The sequence below is a fragment of the Gammaproteobacteria bacterium genome, from assembly GCA_041395445.1.
Classification (GTDB): Bacteria; Pseudomonadota; Gammaproteobacteria; order Xanthomonadales; family Marinicellaceae; genus NORP309.
In genome coordinates this window covers 58,827-76,960 of sequence record JAWLAO010000004.1, presented here as the reverse complement: position 1 = coordinate 76,960, position 18,134 = coordinate 58,827, and the positions used below count along the sequence as shown (strand labels likewise).

Here is an 18,134-nt window from a genome sequence, read left to right as displayed (position 1 = left end):
TTACATTACCGGCTCAGCAAAACCTGCAAATGCACTTATAATTATCGTTTGGATTTGCTTGGATGACAAATTTACATCAGGAAAACTGCCAACATTTTCATAATTATTGTAAAAATCCGGATGATTGATGCCAACCGGGGGCATTCCTTCTTTCAATTCAAAACTGCTGGAATAACGGAAAGGCCAAATATCAAGCACCGGAAGCGAACGTGAAACAGTAGCAATAATTCCACTGAAAAAGCTGAGAACCGGTATTTTTTTATTCGGAGCAATCACCCAGGCATTCTCAGGCTTCATATCTTCTTCGATATATTTTCTGAGTTCTATAACCAATTCTTTTGAGTGAATAATGAGTCCGGATTCGGTATTTAAAACATCAGAGCGATGATCGAAATTATGCGTACCAATCATAGACACGTCATCGTCAATGATGATGGTCTTTGCATGCATTCCAAAACGAGTTTGAGGGTTTTCGGCAATATTCCCAAACATTTCAAGTTTATGTTTAGGATTTTGTTTATATTCAAAAATATTCAATCCTAGTTTTTTCAGATATTTCTTCTTGTGTTTAAAGGAAATCGCATAGACGTAAAAAGCATCCGTTGAAGAGAGGCTGTTTGTTGAAACTGTGATATTAATATCAGGATTCTTTTTTCTCAATGACTTCAATGAACGATAGGCTTTTTTACTTAGAACCAAATAGGGTGTTTGAAATAAAATCTTATCTTTGGCTGAAAGTATCAAATCCTTGATTTTATAACTCATCAACTTATAGTTTTCCCTTTTTGACTTATTCCTTGTGAACAAACTTTCCGGTGAATCACTAAAGTATTCAATACTATCGACTACAATTGCGCTATCGACAAAGAGGTTTTTAATAGTTGTATAATCAAAAGATTTGAGCACCATTTTTCTTGATTTTTTGCTCTCACCAATAACCCAATCAGTTTCATTTTTTTGATCATTCAAAATGCGATAGGCTACATCATCAAGATTTTCTATCGGTACTACCCAAGGTGACTCCCAGAATTCGTCAAAAGATGCCTGCATTTCTTGAGCAACATTTCCTATGGCTATGACATCGCGGTCTCGATAATTAAATGTTGCGTCCCAATCAAAGTAACGATCGTTATAATTTCTTCCGCCGGTAATGCCATATTTTCCGTCAACGAGGAATAATTTATTGTGCATTCTGCGATTGAGATTGTACATACAACAGGCAATGGCACTAAAAAAATCAAAGGGTGATAGGTGACCTTCATTAAATAAAGGATTGAACAATTTCATATTGAAGTTCATGTGCATCGTTGCAAGCTCTGATAGTAACCAAGTGTTTCCCATAGAAAACAGTTGGTCTGCAATAATATTGACTTCCACACCTCTTTTGGCGGCTTCAAGCAATTCAGCCAGCATTAAATGCCCGGATTCATCATTCACCCAAATAAATGTTTGAATATCAATTCGTTTTTGAGCGGACTTAATCATGTGCAAACGAAGAAGCAATGACTCATCGCCTTTTTCCAGTAAGGCCACATAGTCTTTATCTTGCTTGATTGCTGAATCAAATAATTCTGCAAGTGGAGTATCTATTGCACAGGTGACCGGATTTTCTTGTGGACAGGTTAAAGTTTTATCCTTTTGTTTATAGGTGATTTCATTGACTTTCCGTATCACTTCAGGACTTGGGTGGCATGCTGTGAACAGACCGAAAAGGCAAAAAATATAAATCAATTTACTCATCTTTGACAAAGACTATATCCTTAATTTGTGTTTCTGATGCTAAGGTCAAACAATAGTTTTCTTCGATAAAACTTTTTATGTGATAACCATAAATAGAATTTACCAGTAAATTTTTATTAGTCAAATATTTGTCCGCCAAAAAATACCATAATCGACCGCCTTTGGCTTTACAGACAGCTTCTTTGCATGTCCAAAGTTGAAAGAACAAATTTGCAGACTCCTCATGATTCAAACTTTTCAAGTGTTTATACTCGTCTTGATGAAAATATCTTTTTGCCAGTTGCAGATATTTTCTCTGTGAATTTATTTGTTCCAAATCAACACCAATTTCAGCTTCTTGAGAGAATACCTGAACCAGTTGACTTTGGCTGTGAGACTGCGAAAAATATAAACCATCTGTATATGGTTTGCCATTTTCGTTAAACTCAATTTTTATTTCATTGATGTCTCGATTCAGATATTTCGATAAATTCAGTTTAAGAATTTCTTTGGAATGAGATTTTATATGATCTGAAAACTGATATTTGTGAACAAAAATCATTGGGGTTTGATTTTAACCGGACTTTGTTTCTCCGGATATTTACCTTTAATGTCTTTGTAAAAGTTTTGGATGATTTTCATGTCAGCGTTGATATCTCCGGTTGGTATGAATGATTCCATAATCCCCAGTTCTCTTTTTCCATAATTTAAAGCTGCCATTGCAATTGGCACATTAGCTTCTAAAGCGATATAGTAAAAGCCGGTACGCCAATATTCGAGCTTGGAACGAGTACCCTCTGGAGCTAAAGCTAACGCAATTTTATCTTGTGAGTTAATAAAATTCGCCATGCGAGTAGTGAGCTTGGTTTTGTTATTACGATCGACAGGAAAGCCTCCAAACCATTTAAACAGATACTTTTGTGGCCATTTGAACAGCGAATCCTTGCCCATATACCGAAATGGAATTCCTGCTCCCAAAATATAGCAAAGACCTAAAGGAAAATCCCAATTACTGGTATGAGGAGCAGCAATAACCACATAGCGTTTCGCATCCGGCAAATTAATTACCACTTTCCAGCGGAAAATCTTTAAAACCCAAAGTAAGAATCTTCTAATCATCGTTAAACTCTTCGTATTTTGAAGCAACCATAGTCAAAATATCATATTGTGCAACAATCACATCGTCCTGATTGGTTATGGCAATATCCCAACGAACCTCGCCATAACCTTTACCACGACGATAGGATTTTTGTTTGCAAGTCAAACGAACAGTCAAATCATCTCCGGGATATACCGGCTCAGTAAATCGCAATTCATCAATTCCGTAATTAGCAAGAACAGGACCCGGTGCCGGTTCGACGAATAATCCGGCAGCCATGGAAACAATAAAATAACCATGAGCCACTCGTCCATCAAAAAACGGATTAGCAGCAGCTGACTCCTCATCCATGTGCGCATAGAACTTATCTCCGCTCAAATCGGCAAAATTCTCGATGTCTTCCAAAGTAATGGTGCGAGTTTCTGAAATCAAAGTATGACCGATTTCCAACTCTTCAAAATACAGTCGAAACGGGTGATTGGGTGGTTGGGTTTGTTTGGCATTGCCAATGTATTTGTTACAAATTTTGCTAATTGTTGACGGTGTGCCTTGCAAAGCCGTGCGTTGCATGTAATGCATAACACCCCGTTTACCGCCCATTTCTTCACCACCGCCGGCTCGTCCCGGACCACCATGAACCAAGTGTGGAAGAGGTGAACCATGTCCGGTTGATGCTTTGCCATTATCACGATTGATAAGCACCATGCGACCATGATAGCAAGCTGTTTGCATGACCAATTGACTGACATTATCGTCATCATTACCAAAAATAGACCCAACGAGTGAACCTTGACCTAAATTTGCAAGTTTTGCTGCGTCTTGGAGTGAGTCATAAGGCATTAGCGTACTCACAGGACCAAAAGCCTCAATGTCATGAACCTGAGTGTTTTCAAATGGATTTTCACAAGCTAATAAAATTGGAGAAATAAACGCACCATTTTCAGAGTCTGCATCAATGGTGTTGATTTGGTCAGGATTGCCATAAATCATCTGAGCATATTTTGATAACTCTGCGACTCTTTCACGAACTTCTTTTCGTTGGCTCTCGCTGGCAAGTGAACCCATACGCACATCTTCCGACTGAGGATTTCCGATAGCAATCTTTTGCAGTCGGGCTGAGACGGCATCAGCAACAGGAGCCATGAGTTCACGCGGAACAATAGCGCGACGAATCGCCGTACATTTTTGACCGCATTTGACGGTCATTTCCTTAACGATTTCTTTCACGTAGAACTCAAATTCAGGAGTGTCCGGTGTGGCATCAGGAGTCAGAATTGAACAGTTCAGCGAATCCGCTTCCATAGTGAATCGCACCGAATTTTGCATGATATTTTGGTTGGATTTTAAATATTGTCCGGTGCTGGCTGAACCTGTGAAAGCGACAGAGTCTTGACAGTCCAATAAATCCAGTAAATTTCCGGTCGAACCACAAACCAGTTGAATCGCTCCTTCGGGCAGAATTCCTGACTCAATTATGGCATGGAACATTTTTTCGGTTAGAAATGCGGTATTGGAAGCCGGCTTAACAATCGCCGGAACACCGGCTAGCAAAGTCGGAGCCAGTTTTTCCAACATTCCCCAACAAGGAAAGTTAAACGCATTGATATGAACGGCGACACCTTGCAAAGAAGTGCAAATGTGTTGCCCGATAAATTGGTCACTTGGCGATAAAACTTCATGATTCCCATCAACAAATACATTATGATCAGGAAACTCTCTGCGACCTTTTCCCGAATAAACAAATAACGTCCCAATTCCGCCTTCAATATCAATCCACGAGTCCAGTTTGGTCGCTCCGGTAAGATATGATAGCTGATAAAACTCCTTTTTACGGTTCAGAAGATAGAGTGCCAACTCTTTCAACATCAAGGCTCTTTCATGAAAAGTCATGTTTCGTAACGTTTTTCCACCTTTCTCTTTGGCGAAATCCAGCATTCCTGAGAAATCCAAACCTTGAGATGAAATTTGTGAAATTTCTTCGCCTGTGACCGCGTTGAAGCAAGAACCAAAACCATCAGATGCTGTATGCCATTGACCTTTGGCGTATGATTGAAGTTTGTACATAGTGTCCCGAATAAATACAAAGGCGATTATTGTATCATCAAAAAGTTATTTTGCTCCATGTTCTATTTTAATAAAACACCCATACCTAACTTCGAATGGTTTTCTTCCTTTTAAATTCATCAAACAATTTTTGGTGTGCCAATAATGAGAACTCATCTGTTCTAACCGGATATTTGCGAATCCAATCTATCAGCATTTCGAGATTCTTATCTTGTTCCTGTTTTGATTTATATTTGTGTGGTTCCCACGGTCTATATCGGCAATGCTCAATACACTTTTCAACGCTGAGATTGAGAAATATCATTTCATTCGCGAAAGGAGAAGCCAGCTTCAGCAAATCGCTGTAACAACCCTCGATTACCCATTTATCATTTTCTTGCACAAATTGCACAATTTTTCCTTTAGAAACGGACAGTGATTCTCGTTCTGGTGGGATGCTTGGTAACCAAGCTATTGTATCCAAATCCAAATGAGCCAATCCCTCATCAGTTGATAATTGTTTTGCAAGAGTCGATTTGCCAGAACCTGAGTTTCCAAAAATTAATATTTTTCTCATCTATCCCTCGGTGATGTTAGTTTTTGATACTATTTAAAAAATCGACAACTCGGTTTCAGTCGTAAACTCTTCCAGAAACCTCATGCCTTTGTACGAGTTGCCTTTGGGATTGAGTTTCGGACTCCAGACGGCGATTGCATATTGCTTTGGATGAACCGCGACGATGCCCCCGCCAACACCACTTTTGCCGGGAAGTCCGACTTTGAAAGCAAACTCACCGGATTCATCATAAAATCCGCAAGTTTGCATCAGTGCATTGATTCTTTTAGTTTGACTTCTGGTGAGTATTTGTGTGTTTTCTTTAAAAGTAAAACCATCATTGGCAAGAAACAAAAACAGATTGGAAAGCTCTTCACAGCTCATTTCCAACGAGCAAAGGTTAAAATAGAAATCCAAAACATCAGCCGGATCGTTTTCAATGTTTCCAAAGGATTTTATCAAATTACATAATGCGGCATTGCGATATCCGGCTTTTTTTTCCGATTCGGCAATATGGCTTGAGTAGCTTATTTCTCTGCTGTGAGAAAGGTTTTTAACAAAATCCAAAAAGTCTTTTTCGGGATTATCTAAGTGAGTAAGCAGAATATCAGCAATCACCAAAGCACCGGCATTGATAAAAGGGTTTCTGGGAATGCCATTTTCAACTTCCAGCTGAACCAACGAATTAAATGCTGTTCCTGACGGTTCTACTTTGACTCTTTTCCATAAATCTTCACCCAAAATTCGATACGCCATAATAAGAGAAAGCACTTTGACAATACTTTGAATTGAAAACTGATCAAAACAATTTCCAACACCGTAATTCAGTCCTTCAACTGTAGAAATATGAATTCCAAAACTTTCGGAATTGACTCTGGTTAGTTCCGGTATGTAATTGGCTAACTGACCATTGTCCTCAATGATCTTAATTTTATCGTAGAGATTTTCTATGATTACTTTGATATTCATATTTTCAAGTTTTCAGTTTTTGTTGAGTATTTTAACGGCTTTCAATTGAAACAGACATTTGTTTTTTTCATCTTTAGCAAACACAAGATTAAAACTGCTAAAATAGACTGATTTACAATTTGATAAGTTATGAAATATTTGCATACAATGGTTCGGGTAAAGGATTTGGAAAAGTCTTTAGATTTTTATTGCAAACATCTAGGTTTGGTTGAAATCAGTCGTAAAGACAGTGAGGTCGGTCGTTTTACATTGGTTTTTCTATCAGCTCCTGAAGATGTGGTTGAAAATCAAAACTCACCTTTGATTGAGTTGACTTATAACTGGGATACGGAAGATTATGGTGGAGGCAGAAATTTCGGGCATTTGGCATTTCAGGTCGAAAATATTTATGCAACATGTGAAAAACTGCAAAATGCCGGAGTTATCATCAATCGACCTCCCCGAGATGGTCGGATGGCTTTTGTTCGTTCGCCGGATGGAATCTCTGTTGAATTGCTACAAAAAGGTGAGGCTCTTGAGATAGTTGAACCGTGGAAATCAATGCCGAATACCGGGACGTGGTAAAAAAATGTGTCAATAAACCACTTAAAAAACCAATCAGATGAGCTGGCTTGTTGGGTTGCCAAGTGATATTTCCGGCGTGTGTTTGTGGTGAAATCAGAAAAATGTAAGTGAACAAAATTACTAACATTATGATGCTTTGCTGATATCTTTTTTGTTGTAGAAACCTGCCAAATGTAATTCCGGGAATGGTATAAACCAAGCCTGAAAAACCGGCATAGACTATGACATTTGAAAATATTAAATATCCGTTTATAGCTATCATTGCAAATGTAAGAGCTAAAATTTGTTGTTTAATTGTTGCCGGGAACAAGTAGATCATCAACCCATAGGCAAGCATATTTGATAGCATGTGAACGGAATCAAAATGCACAAAGTGAGATGTTATCAACCTCCACACTTGTAATGGGTGGTTCTTGTCATAGTAAAAACGATCCAACTGTTCAAATAGCATCAATGTCGTGATGAAGCTAATCACCACGACACCATAGAATAATCTGAAGTCAGTTGTTTTTTCTTGCATAAGATTTAACCAGTGAAAGCAATACAAGCAACAACAATAAACTTAAAGGAGTTGATCCGCCACTATAATCTTGGCGATGTTTGACTTGTATTTTTTCATCGGGTTTTCTTTCTCGGAGTCTTTGTTCAAATTTGCCAAGTTCCACTTGCAAATTATCCTGCATTTGTTGCATAGCCTGTTCAAATCCGCCGCTCTGCTTTTTACGAAAAGCTCGGTTTTTACCGACCAAGGTGGTTGCTCCTTTGCCGCCACTGGTTCCTGCTGCTCGAAATAATATACTATGTGATTCAATGTCAATGACTGCCAAATCAATCAGCGTATTGACCTCATAACTGGTTCCCGGGAAGATATAAGCACCGACAACGGTTAAATAACTCAGCGATAAAACATTATCATCCCGATGAGTGGTTTGGTCGTAGGAAACCAAAGCAATAACATCAAGAGTATAAAGTCTTTTTATCTGTTCCAAAGCGTTAAAACCGTTTTCTTTTCTGAGATAAATTTCCGGTATGATTGTAATTTCATCAATGTACCCTCTGGATTCAAATGCGGATTTAACATCTTCAAGCATTTGTGTTTTGTATGATTGAGAAAAAACCAAATCCCGTGAAGCCGGAACGAAAGCCAATCCCACTTTTAGAGGTAAATTTAATACGGGATTTGGTAAATCCTGCATCGGTAAGTCTCCATCAGGGTAGAGAAATTGCACCAAACTCGTTGAGCGAGAATGTTTACCCGTATAGCCACCAAAAATAGCACAGCTGCTGAGAAAAATAATTAGAAATGTTAATAGAGCTAATTTGAAACGCATAAAAAAACCTCTGTTGCAAATGCGATTAGATTATGTGTCTATTGAATGATTGTGGTAACTAAATTTTCAAGGTGAGCGTTATAGTGACTTTCAGTATTAATTTTTAATGCTTTCAGGAGGTTTTTATCCAATCATATTCCATTTGTTTTGCGGTTTTTTCTGCAATGTTGATTCCATAAATCTGACCTACTATGTACAAACTCATATCTATTCCTGCTGAAATCCCTGCGGAAGTGATGAATTTTTCTTGGTCAATCCATCTCTGATTCTCTAAAACGGTTAAATCTGGATAGTTTTCCCTAAGCTCGGGAATATCTTCCCAGTGTGTGGTGACTTTTTGGTTGGTTAAAACTTTTGCTTCTGCCAAAAGAAAGGCTCCGGTGCAAACAGAAGCTACTAAGCTCGCTTGTTCGGATTGTTCTTTTATCCAATCCAAAACATTTTGTTTTTTTATTTCCTCATTATGGATTCCGCCCGGAATGATAAGCACATCGACATCAGGGTGTTTTGATATACAGTAATTGGGATTAATTCCCAATCCACCGCGAGCGGAAACTGCAGTTTGTTGTTCAGCTACCAAGAATACACTCGGTTTCTTTTCAGTTTCGATGAATCGGCCGGCAGTGCTAAAGACTTCAAAGGGAGCGGCAAAATCGAGGACTTCTACATTTTCATAAATGTATATCGCAAAATTTAATTTCGTATTCGGATGTTCCATTTTTTAAATTTTTAAAGTGCATTCCCTGACTATAAAGGCATTCTCTATCAAGTTTAAAAGGAATGATGCTTTTGATTTGTAAAAATATAAGCTAAGATAATATTTAGCTTCTTAGAATTAAATTTTGTGTTTTATAAATTCTCAGGTTTTACTTTAAATGACGAACAAAAGACTCTGTCTTTTGAAAATAAGCTGGTCGCTTTAACTAAAAAAAGTTATCAGCTGTTGTTGTATTTGTTGGAAAATCCGAACAAACTGGTTTCCAGAGAGGATTTGGTTGAGTTTGTTTGGGAAGGAAGAGTAGTTACTGAAAACACCATTGATCAATGCATCTCAAAACTACGGAAATCGCTGAACAGCGTTCAAGAAGAGGAATATATCAAGTCGATTTACGGACACGGAATACAATTTGTGCCGGAGGTCAAGAAACTCAGTCTTCAGAATAGCGGTAATTCTAATAAAGCAGTGATATTAATTATTCTGGCAGTTATTGCCGTAATAGTTTTCATTGTGAGTCAATACAAAGCGATTGATAAAAATGATGACGAGACGGTAGTCTCTCAACCGCAAGCCAAAGTAAAAGTGGGAATTCTGTCAAGTAACAGAAGTAGCAATTCCAATGATGCCAATGTTTGGTTTTTTGATGGATCATCACTTTATTTGGCTGAACTTTTACAAAATAACATGAGAAATGCTGTAGTTGATTCCAAACCAGAGTGGTTAGAAAGTGAGGACAGACAGTTACTGGCAATAGACATTTTGAACAAGAAACAGGCTGACATTGTTGTACTCAATGATTTTTGGTTTGATGGTAAAAATTATCATGCAGATATTGTATTAAGAAATAATGATGGTGAAATAGCCAGCAACCACTTTCAATCAACCAAAATATATCCACTAATGAATTCGGTAATGAAGTGGTTTGAAAGTCAAGTTGAGGTGGATAACCATACAATCAAACAAACTGATTTATCTCGTGATTTAAGTACGGATGAGTATGCACTTGAAAGTTACTTGCGAGCCATGTCGGCTCAAGCTGTTGGTGACACCAAAAAAGCGATTACATATTTGCAGGTTGCTGTTGAGCAAGATCAAAATTTTAATCTGGCATGGTATGAACTGGCTGTTTCCTATCGAAAACAAGGTGATTACAAAAAATCATTAGCAATTTTAAGCAGTATTAAATCTCCTTCAGAATCCCTCTCTTTTAAAATAGCGCTCGTCAGAGGTCATACCTTTGATGCAATGAGGCAATTTGATGAAGCAATGCGAAATTATGACAAGGCATCTTCGCTGGCAGTTCAATTAAATGATGAGAAGAAAATTGCCAGCGTTCTGGTCAGCCAAGCTATTTCTGCTATCAATGTCGAGAAATTTGATATTGGACAATCAGCTCTGGACAAAGCTGTTCAATCTATTAATATTGAATCAGAACCACATTTGTATGGCGTGATTATGAACACCTATGCAAAGTTGGAAAAAGCCAGAAATCAAACTACAAAAGCGATAGATTATTCGCAAAAAAGCATCGATGCTTTTGCCCTTTCCGGAAATAAAAGAGCTGAAATGCAGGCAAAAACCCGGCTTGCCAGTTTATTGTTACGAGAGGGTGATTTTTCAAATGCTGAAGAGCTCTCTTTGGAGGCATTGAATTATTCCAAACAACAAAATCAGTTGCGATCTATCAGTAGCAATCATTTTAAGTTAGCTTTTATTTATCAGCAAACAGGGCGTTTCCAGCTTGCCAAACAGCAATGGAAAGAAGCATTGGAACTGAATGCGGTTTTAGGTATAGTCGACGAAAAGGCGGCGATTTATGAGTATTTAATTGACTTGCACATTGAGTTCAATGATTTGAAGACAGCGGAAAATTATTTGCAACGGTTACTTGAATTTGCTAAAAACAATTCATCGGAAACGATTAAAAATATAAGTGCCAGAGCTGAATTAAGATACGCTTTAGCCATGAAGAATATCGAAAAAGCAGAGCAATTGATTGCTGAATATGTGAATGTGGAGACAAACGGTTTGTTTGAAATGTTTAAGGGAGATTTGGCTTTGATGAAAAATAATTTATCTGAAGCTATTGTTAACTATGAGCAAGCATTGAATACTCTGGAAAATTCGGGTGAGAACATACAAATTTGCAAAATTATGAACAGACTCACCTCAATTTATCTGCAAACAGATATCAACAAGGCCGAATTTAACATTAATCGAACCGAACAATTTAAACCATTCGGTTATCCTTTTTTAAAATACAAAGCCATACTTTCATATAAACAAGGCAGGACGGTTCAGGCGCTGACCATGCTTGAGGAGCTCAAGTTGAAAGCCAATGACTACTGGCAACCTCAGGACCAGCTATTATTGGAAAGCTATAGGGAAGAAACCTGATTCTGCTTTTGTGGAAGTTTTACCAACTTTTTCCAAAGTAGAACCAATCCTATCATCAACGAACCCAAAATCATAGGCACAAAAGTTCCCCAGTTGAGTCCTGAACTGATAACTGTTTCTTCAGGTTGTCCTGGTTTAACATATACCGTGATTGCCTTGCCAATTTTGTATTCTGAGTTTTTGAGCCAATCTCTGGCTTGTTGCTTTTCATTGAAGCCACCTTCGATAGTACTTCCACTACCCAGAGAAAACCGGCTGTTTTGGTATTTGATGCCATTAACCTGATATTCATAGGTCATAGTAACATCATATTGATGCCGATAATTGGTTGAATTGCCCGAACGTGTGGAACGCATGGCAATTCGGGTATTGGTAATTTTTCCCTCAACCTGATTCCAGCTAGTGCTGGCTACTGCCTCGTAGATAAAATAAATCCCAAAACTGAGTAAAAATAATCCAAGCGCCATAAAAACTCCGATCGACCATTTAGCAGCTGTACTCATAATCCTCCCCAAATATGTAATGTATTCATTTTAACCAGAAAATTCATTTGAATCCTGTTCGGAATCTGACTTATCTCTGAATTCTGATTATTTGTTCACTTTTGCTGTAAAACTATCATAGTTTTTTCCATCGGTTAAACAATTTTTTGCTGATAAGCTCTCAACTGAGAACAATAACCATTTCTCACTATGGAAAGATTTATAAGGCAAACTGCTCTCTTTAGTGAAGCAGGAATTGAGAAACTGATAGTTTAATAATAAATATCTTTCAGGGTTTTGCATCATCCAATTCGTTGCCGCTTGCTGTTGATCGGCTTTTGGATGATGATGTCCGAAGTGAGTGGTTTGCCACTGAGAATGCAGCAGCAGTTTTTCTCTGAAACCGACAATTCCCAATTCAGCATCTTTGGGAACCACTTTGGCAATGGCATTCATCATTGGTTCGGTGCTCATGGCTTTATCAGCCAATGGCATCGCCCAAAAACTGTAACTCAGCCACAATCCGGCAATAAAAATGCTATAGACTTTTATCGCTGACTTTTTAAAAATGAATGCGGCAACTAAACCAAAAAATCCCAATGCTGACATCCAGTACCACGGATTGACATGAAATTTTTCAGTGAGGCGAGCAATCTTATCAACTTCAAAAATTCCGGCTAAACCAAGTATGGTAAATAATGCGGAAACAATCACCACCAGAGTGATTAACAGTTTTTTGAAAGCCGAATGTGCCACAATTTTTTCAAAATAAGGAGCAACCACAAGGACAAACATAGGAAGCATTGGCAACATGTATTCCGCTCTTTTCCCTTTGGAAAGACTGAAAAAGAATACTGCAAAGACCACCATTGTCAATGGGTATATGATTCGCAGTTCTTTTTCAGCAAATGCCTTTCTGATTGGTTTTATCAACCACGGAATGAATATAGTGAGTGGCAACCAAAATAATGGAATCACTTCCAGAATATAGTAGTAAAATGGTTGATGGTGCGCCCAGGAATCGGCATAACGATCAACAGTCTGCTTGAGTAAGATATTATCGCGGTAGGCGAGGACTTCGGGAGTTGGATTGTTGACAACTTGTATCAACATTGGAACCAACCAAACAGAAACTCCAAGCAAAAGAAACAGCACTCCGAAAAGTGATTTGCCCAGAGATTTGTTGGTTTTGTTTTTCCACTTCGGAGGAAATTTTATGAGTGCAATAAGCATTAAAACCGGTAAAAAACCAACACCTTTGGTGATAATTCCCATGCCCATTGCAAAAAAAGCCAGATAGTACCATTTCCATGCAGGGCCTAAAATCAAGTGTCGTAGCAAACCATAACAACCCAACATCACCCAGAAAGCAACCGGAGCATCCAGTTGTCCGCTTTTGGCTTGCAGGACAAAATGCAATGTAACTAACAGTAATAATCCGGCATAAAGCCCGATCTGTGGATTCCATAATCTTTTAGCAATATCGAAAGTCATCCACAATGTAGCCACTGATAATAAAGCAGAAGGTAACAGAAAAGCGACTTTCAAATTGCCAATAAGCGCATAAAAGAACAAAATCATCCACATCACCATTGGGGGTTTGTCCGGATAAATTTGCCCTCCGCGATGCGGAAAAAACCAGTTTCCGGTATCCCACATTTCTTTCGCCATCAGAGCAAAACGAGGTTCATCCGGTGGCCAAGGGTCACGCAATCCAATACCTGCGAAAATAATGACAAATGCAGAGAAAAATAATAAAAACAGATGCTTTGAATTAATGTTCATGAATTCTGAATTCTAATAAAGTCTTGATAAGGTTTATTTTCGGCTGATTTTGATATTATCGGAAATTTTATTTCCGGGATAAAGTACGATTTCATCATTTTCCTGCAAACCATTTTTGATTTCAGCATAACGATCATTTCTTTTTCCGATTTCAACTTTTTGAAGTTGTGTGACATCATCCACAATTTTATAAACCGACCATTGCTGGTTTTGGCGGAATAATGCCGAAAGCGGAACCACTAAAACATTTTCAGCACTATCAATAATGATTTCTGCTTCGATCCGGAAAGCATCACCCAATTGTTTCCACTTTTCAATCGGATCGGTTAGGTTTAGAATGATGTTGACTCTTTGTTGCTCAATTCCTAATGCCGATATTTTGGTAAAACCGGATGGCTCAATGGTACGGACAACGGCATTGATGTCATGGTCTCCGCCCCAGTTTTTCAGCAAAGCTTTATCGCCAACTTTTACTTTGACCGCATTGGTGGAAAGCATTTCAATTTTGGCTTCCAAGTCCTCTGGGTCGCCAATTTCAACCAATGGAGTGCCAACAGGAACAATGCTTTCGCTTTTATGCAAAATACGCAGAACCATTCCATCGACCGGAGATTTGATGCATATCTGGCAATCAGAGTTTTCAGAATCAATGGCTAAATCAGCATTATCGGGTTGCAATAAATTGGTTTTGGCTGCTTCTAAACGCGATTGCATCAACTTTTCGTTGGAAACCACCGTCTCCAGTTCAGCTTGTAATGTTTTGATATGTAAATCCGACTTTTCCATGTCAGTTTCTGAAATGAGTTTCTTTGCAAACAATTGCTTGATGCGTTTGTTATCAGCTAAATTGTATTCCAGTTCAGTATTCGCTTGTTTGACTCTTGCCGTTGCCAAGGCTAAAGCGGCTTTTGCTCCTTCGACATCAGCTTGTGCCTGAATTTCGGTTCTTCGATCCAAAAAAGCAGGATTGCTCGGATACATATTTGCGATGACCGATTCAGCTGCAAAGACGTAATCACCGGCTTCGATTTCAACTCGGGTCACTCGCCCATCAATTGGTGTTGAAACAGTATAAATATCATGAATTCGGGTTTGTCCTTCTCCTTCAACGGTAACAATAATATCACTTTTTTTGACAGAGTAACTGTCAATGGCAAGCGGTTGAGGAAGCATTGAATAGACAAAAAATGCTATCAATCCCAGAACAATTATCAGTTTTACGAGGTTTTTTATATTCATCAATCAATTGCTTTTTGAGCTTTTGCCAAATCGATGGTTTTTAATTTTTTCCATACCAGATACAGTGAAAAAACTGTACTCAGCATTACAATCAGCACCGAAAAAGCAAAAGTGCTACTGTTAACGTAATATGGAATTCGAAATAGCTCTGTTTCCAGAGATTCTACCATAGAGCGGGATAGAAAATCACCCAACACAATCCCCAAAGGAAAAGATATCAACGCAATCAGGCCGAGCTCACCAAATAAAACATAAGCAGTTTCTTTTTTGGTAAATCCCAAAATTCGCAATGTTGATAATTCTTTTCCACGTTCCGAAAGAGTGATTCTGGCGGTATTATAAATAACTCCAAAGCTAATAAAGCAAGAAAACAGAATGATAATGGTAACTGTTTGTAAAAGGTTTTCTGCCATTAATTCTTCAAATATTTCGCGCACAACCGAAATAATGTTCAATCCGGCAATCACCGGAATCTCTTTAATTTTTTCATACAAAATTGCTGAATGGTTCTCATCCACGCGCAAAGATGCTCCGGAAATCAACGGTGGGTCATCCAACATCTTATTCAGCGAATCGATATTCATAAAAGCACTCAGTCCTATAAATTCACTGGTGGTAGCAACAACGGGAATCGTTTTCACCTGTCTTTTATCTTGTAAGACATCCACAGTAATCAAATCGCCGGGTTTTATATGGAGAATTTTTGCAAGTTTTTCATTCATCACCAGACCGGTTTCCGGTGGAGAAACAGCTTGAATTTCGGCGTTGATGATTCGTCTCAATTCGGGATTCGGAACCAAGCCGGTAATACTTCCGGTTTTTTTATAATTTTGGTTTTTAAATTCAACCGATACATTTCTGAGAGGTTCAACCGATAACACTCCGGGTAATAATTTGAGTTCTTCAAGTGCATTTTCTGAACGCGAATCAACAAAGGCAATATTGACATCTTCTCTCTGAGATTCACCGTATTGGACATCCAGCATATATTGCATGGTGTCATACATAAAGAACCCGAAAATTAGCAAGGCTGTTGCTAATGACAACCCGAATGAAGATAAAAATGCCCGAATTGGTCGTCTTTCAATTTGTCGCAGGATTATTTTTTCGGGTAAACTCAGAAAACGATAAATGCCCAGTTTTTCCAACCAACCTTGTTTATAAACCGCAGGACTTTCGGGACGCATGGCTTCTGCCGGAGGAAGTTTGACAGATTTGCGAATTGCAAAAACAGCTCCGGAAACTGCTGCCAAAGTGCAGATGAGAATAGCTGAGGAAATAATTGTTGGAGAAAAAGAGTACTTTAGAATAGGAAACTGAAAAAACTCTGCATACATCTTTATGGCACCTCGTCCCATCCAGAATCCGAGCAATAATCCAATCAATGTGCCGGCTGATGCAATCACCAGAACCAATTTGAGAAAATGACCGGTGATTTCAAAATTGTTATATCCGAGAGCTTTGAGCATACCAATTTGTGTTCGTTGTGTAGAAATGAGCCGCGATAGAACGATATTAATCAGAAAAGCAGCAACAGTCAGAAAAACAAACGGAGCAGTAAACGCCATTGAACGCAATTGGGTAATTTCATTCTCAATAAAAAAGTTAGACAACTGCTGGTCTCTGCCATAAGAAATTAATCCGCCATAAGGTTTCAAAACTAAATCAATCTCGCTTTTAATACTATCAATGTTGGCACTTTTATCAACTTTGACGGATAGGTCATTAAAAGCACCTCGCATGTTTATTGCTGCTTCCAAAGGACGGCTGTTCATCCAGAATATTCCAAACCGTTTGGAATCGGGCATCAGCGAACCCGGTGCGATAGCATAAACATACTCAGGAGATAAAACCACTCCGACAATTTTCAATTGCCGTTGATGAGCATTCATTATGACCAAGACCGAATCTCCCAAATTGAGGTTGTGTGATTCAAAAAACTTCTTATCAACCAAAACAGCATCTTCTTCATCGGGAAACAGCCATCGTCCGGCATGAAGATAAAGATTATTTAGAAGTTGGTTTTCATCATAGGAAATGACTTTGCCGCTGGCGGGTTCATTCATGTTCGGCATTTGTAATGTCACTCCAAAGACCACACGAGTTTCAACTGCCGAAACTCCTTCAATCGTTTCGATTCTGTTACGAACAGAGTTCGGAGCTCGTTTCAATGAAGCAAATACATTGGCAAATTGGTAACGTTCATAATAGGTGCTTTTCGTCAGGTGCAAGCTGTCAATGACACCAAAAAGAATAATAAAAAAAGAAATCCCCGCTGCCATGACCAAAACAATCGCAAGGAGCTGAACTTTCAGTTCATGAATGTTTCGCAGGAGTTTTTTATTAAGTGGACTCATTTACCAATTGATATCCGCTGTTGTTTTTTTGTTTTTGTTAATAATGACATCAACAACACTCCCGTCAGCAAAATGAATCACACGGTCTGCCAAATCTGCAATCGAAGCATTGTGTGTGATTATGACGCAAGTGGTTTGGTATTTTTTATTCACATTGATGATTGCATCAAGGACTAAAATTCCTGTTTTACTATCCAAAGCGCCAGTTGGCTCATCGCAGAGCAGGACTTCGGGATTTTTTGCCAATGCTCTGGCAATAGCCACTCTTTGTTGTTCTCCTCCTGATATTTGTGAAGGAAAATGATTGGCACGATGACCCATGCTTACAGCTTCAAGTGCGTCCGATGGTGATAATGGATTTGATGATATCTCTGTTGCTAGTGAAACATTTTCCAAGCAGGTTAAGCTGGGAACCAGATTATAAGCCTGAAAAATAAAACCGACATTTTCACGTCTAAATAAAGTGAGTTCCGAATCGGAATAACTGGACAAATCTCGGGTTTTAAAGAAAACTTGCCCTGAACTGGGATGATCCAGACCACCGATAATATTTAAGAAAGTCGATTTTCCACTACCCGAAGGCCCTAACAGCACTACGATTTCACCAAATGGAATCTCAATATCAACTCCTCGCAAAGCCTCAACCGTCGTCTCGCCGGTGAGATAAGTTTTTCTCAGCTTTTCAGTTTTGAAACAGAAATGACCTTTGTTGTTCATAAATCAACCAGTAAAAATCTAACTATACTCTAATTCCTTCAACACTTCCAATATCAATTATTGAGTTTTTATTAAAGACAGTTTTGAGTGGTTTTTGCTGAAAAAGTGTAAAACATATGCGAATTCGTTAAAAAATTTGTAAAAATATTTACAAAAAA

Annotated in this window: 15 protein-coding genes; 2 read left to right on the top strand and 13 right to left on the bottom strand. The window is 38.4% G+C overall.

Annotated elements, in window-relative coordinates:
- The 6 genes from R3F25_08345 to R3F25_08320 all read right to left on the bottom strand — a co-directional run bounded on the left by R3F25_08345 (position 1) and on the right by R3F25_08320 (position 6,386).
- Positions 1–1,740, bottom strand: coding sequence for a phospholipase D family protein (locus tag R3F25_08345; GenBank protein MEZ5496826.1), 1,740 nt, complete (start codon positions 1,738–1,740; stop codon positions 1–3).
- Positions 1,733–2,281 carry a 4'-phosphopantetheinyl transferase superfamily protein gene (locus R3F25_08340; protein ID MEZ5496825.1) on the bottom strand — a complete coding sequence of 183 codons (549 nt, stop codon included), beginning with the start codon at positions 2,279–2,281 and terminating at the stop codon, positions 1,733–1,735. The genes R3F25_08345 and R3F25_08340 overlap by 8 nt, the downstream gene beginning before the upstream one ends.
- On the bottom strand, positions 2,278–2,838 hold the full coding sequence (locus tag R3F25_08335; GenBank protein MEZ5496824.1) for a 1-acyl-sn-glycerol-3-phosphate acyltransferase: 561 nt from the start codon (positions 2,836–2,838) through the stop codon (positions 2,278–2,280). The genes R3F25_08340 and R3F25_08335 overlap by 4 nt, the downstream gene beginning before the upstream one ends.
- Positions 2,831–4,882: a phenylacetic acid degradation bifunctional protein PaaZ gene (gene paaZ, locus R3F25_08330; protein MEZ5496823.1), complete on the bottom strand. Its 2,052-nt coding sequence runs from the start codon at positions 4,880–4,882 to the stop codon at positions 2,831–2,833. The genes R3F25_08335 and paaZ overlap by 8 nt, the downstream gene beginning before the upstream one ends.
- Positions 4,883–4,967: 85 nt before the next feature.
- A complete protein-coding gene (locus R3F25_08325; protein ID MEZ5496822.1) occupies positions 4,968–5,438 on the bottom strand; it encodes an AAA family ATPase in 471 nt (156 codons plus the stop codon).
- A 33-nt stretch (positions 5,439–5,471) separates the two neighbouring features.
- Positions 5,472–6,386: a glutaminase gene (locus R3F25_08320; GenBank protein MEZ5496821.1), complete on the bottom strand. Its 915-nt coding sequence runs from the start codon at positions 6,384–6,386 to the stop codon at positions 5,472–5,474.
- A 129-nt stretch (positions 6,387–6,515) separates the two neighbouring features.
- Between R3F25_08320 and gloA the strand changes: the two genes are divergently transcribed.
- Positions 6,516–6,950, top strand: a complete 435-nt coding sequence (gene gloA, locus R3F25_08315; GenBank protein ID MEZ5496820.1) for a lactoylglutathione lyase — start codon at positions 6,516–6,518, stop codon at positions 6,948–6,950.
- 500 nt (positions 6,951–7,450) lie between these two features.
- Here gloA and rhlP read toward each other — a convergent pair whose 3' ends face one another.
- Positions 7,451–8,281 (bottom strand): rhombotarget lipoprotein, encoded by an 831-nt coding sequence (gene rhlP / locus R3F25_08310; protein ID MEZ5496819.1) that lies wholly within the window; start codon positions 8,279–8,281, stop codon positions 7,451–7,453.
- Between the two features lie 112 nt (positions 8,282–8,393).
- On the bottom strand, positions 8,394–8,999 hold the full coding sequence (locus tag R3F25_08305; protein ID MEZ5496818.1) for a DJ-1/PfpI family protein: 606 nt from the start codon (positions 8,997–8,999) through the stop codon (positions 8,394–8,396).
- Between the two features lie 126 nt (positions 9,000–9,125).
- On the opposite strand from R3F25_08305, the gene R3F25_08300 reads away from it, so the two are divergent.
- Positions 9,126–11,396, top strand: coding sequence for a winged helix-turn-helix domain-containing protein (locus R3F25_08300; protein MEZ5496817.1), 2,271 nt, complete (start codon positions 9,126–9,128; stop codon positions 11,394–11,396).
- Here the strand turns inward: R3F25_08300 and R3F25_08295 are convergent.
- From R3F25_08295 to R3F25_08275, 5 genes are all read right to left on the bottom strand, one after another.
- Positions 11,378–11,899 (bottom strand): DUF3592 domain-containing protein, encoded by a 522-nt coding sequence (locus R3F25_08295; protein ID MEZ5496816.1) that lies wholly within the window; start codon positions 11,897–11,899, stop codon positions 11,378–11,380. The two genes, R3F25_08300 and R3F25_08295, sit on opposite strands and share 19 nt — an antisense overlap.
- 87 nt (positions 11,900–11,986) lie before the next feature.
- Positions 11,987–13,663 carry a glycosyltransferase family 39 protein gene (locus R3F25_08290; GenBank protein ID MEZ5496815.1) on the bottom strand — a complete coding sequence of 559 codons (1,677 nt, stop codon included), beginning with the start codon at positions 13,661–13,663 and terminating at the stop codon, positions 11,987–11,989.
- A gap of 33 nt (positions 13,664–13,696) precedes the next feature.
- On the bottom strand, positions 13,697–14,902 hold the full coding sequence (locus R3F25_08285; GenBank protein MEZ5496814.1) for an HlyD family efflux transporter periplasmic adaptor subunit: 1,206 nt from the start codon (positions 14,900–14,902) through the stop codon (positions 13,697–13,699).
- A complete protein-coding gene (locus R3F25_08280; GenBank protein MEZ5496813.1) occupies positions 14,902–17,259 on the bottom strand; it encodes an FtsX-like permease family protein in 2,358 nt (785 codons plus the stop codon). The genes R3F25_08285 and R3F25_08280 overlap by 1 nt, the downstream gene beginning before the upstream one ends.
- The gene (locus R3F25_08275) at positions 17,260–17,976 is read right to left on the bottom strand and encodes an ABC transporter ATP-binding protein (GenBank protein MEZ5496812.1); all 717 of its coding nucleotides are present in this window, start codon (positions 17,974–17,976) and stop codon (positions 17,260–17,262) included.
- Positions 17,977–18,134 lie beyond the last annotated feature (158 nt).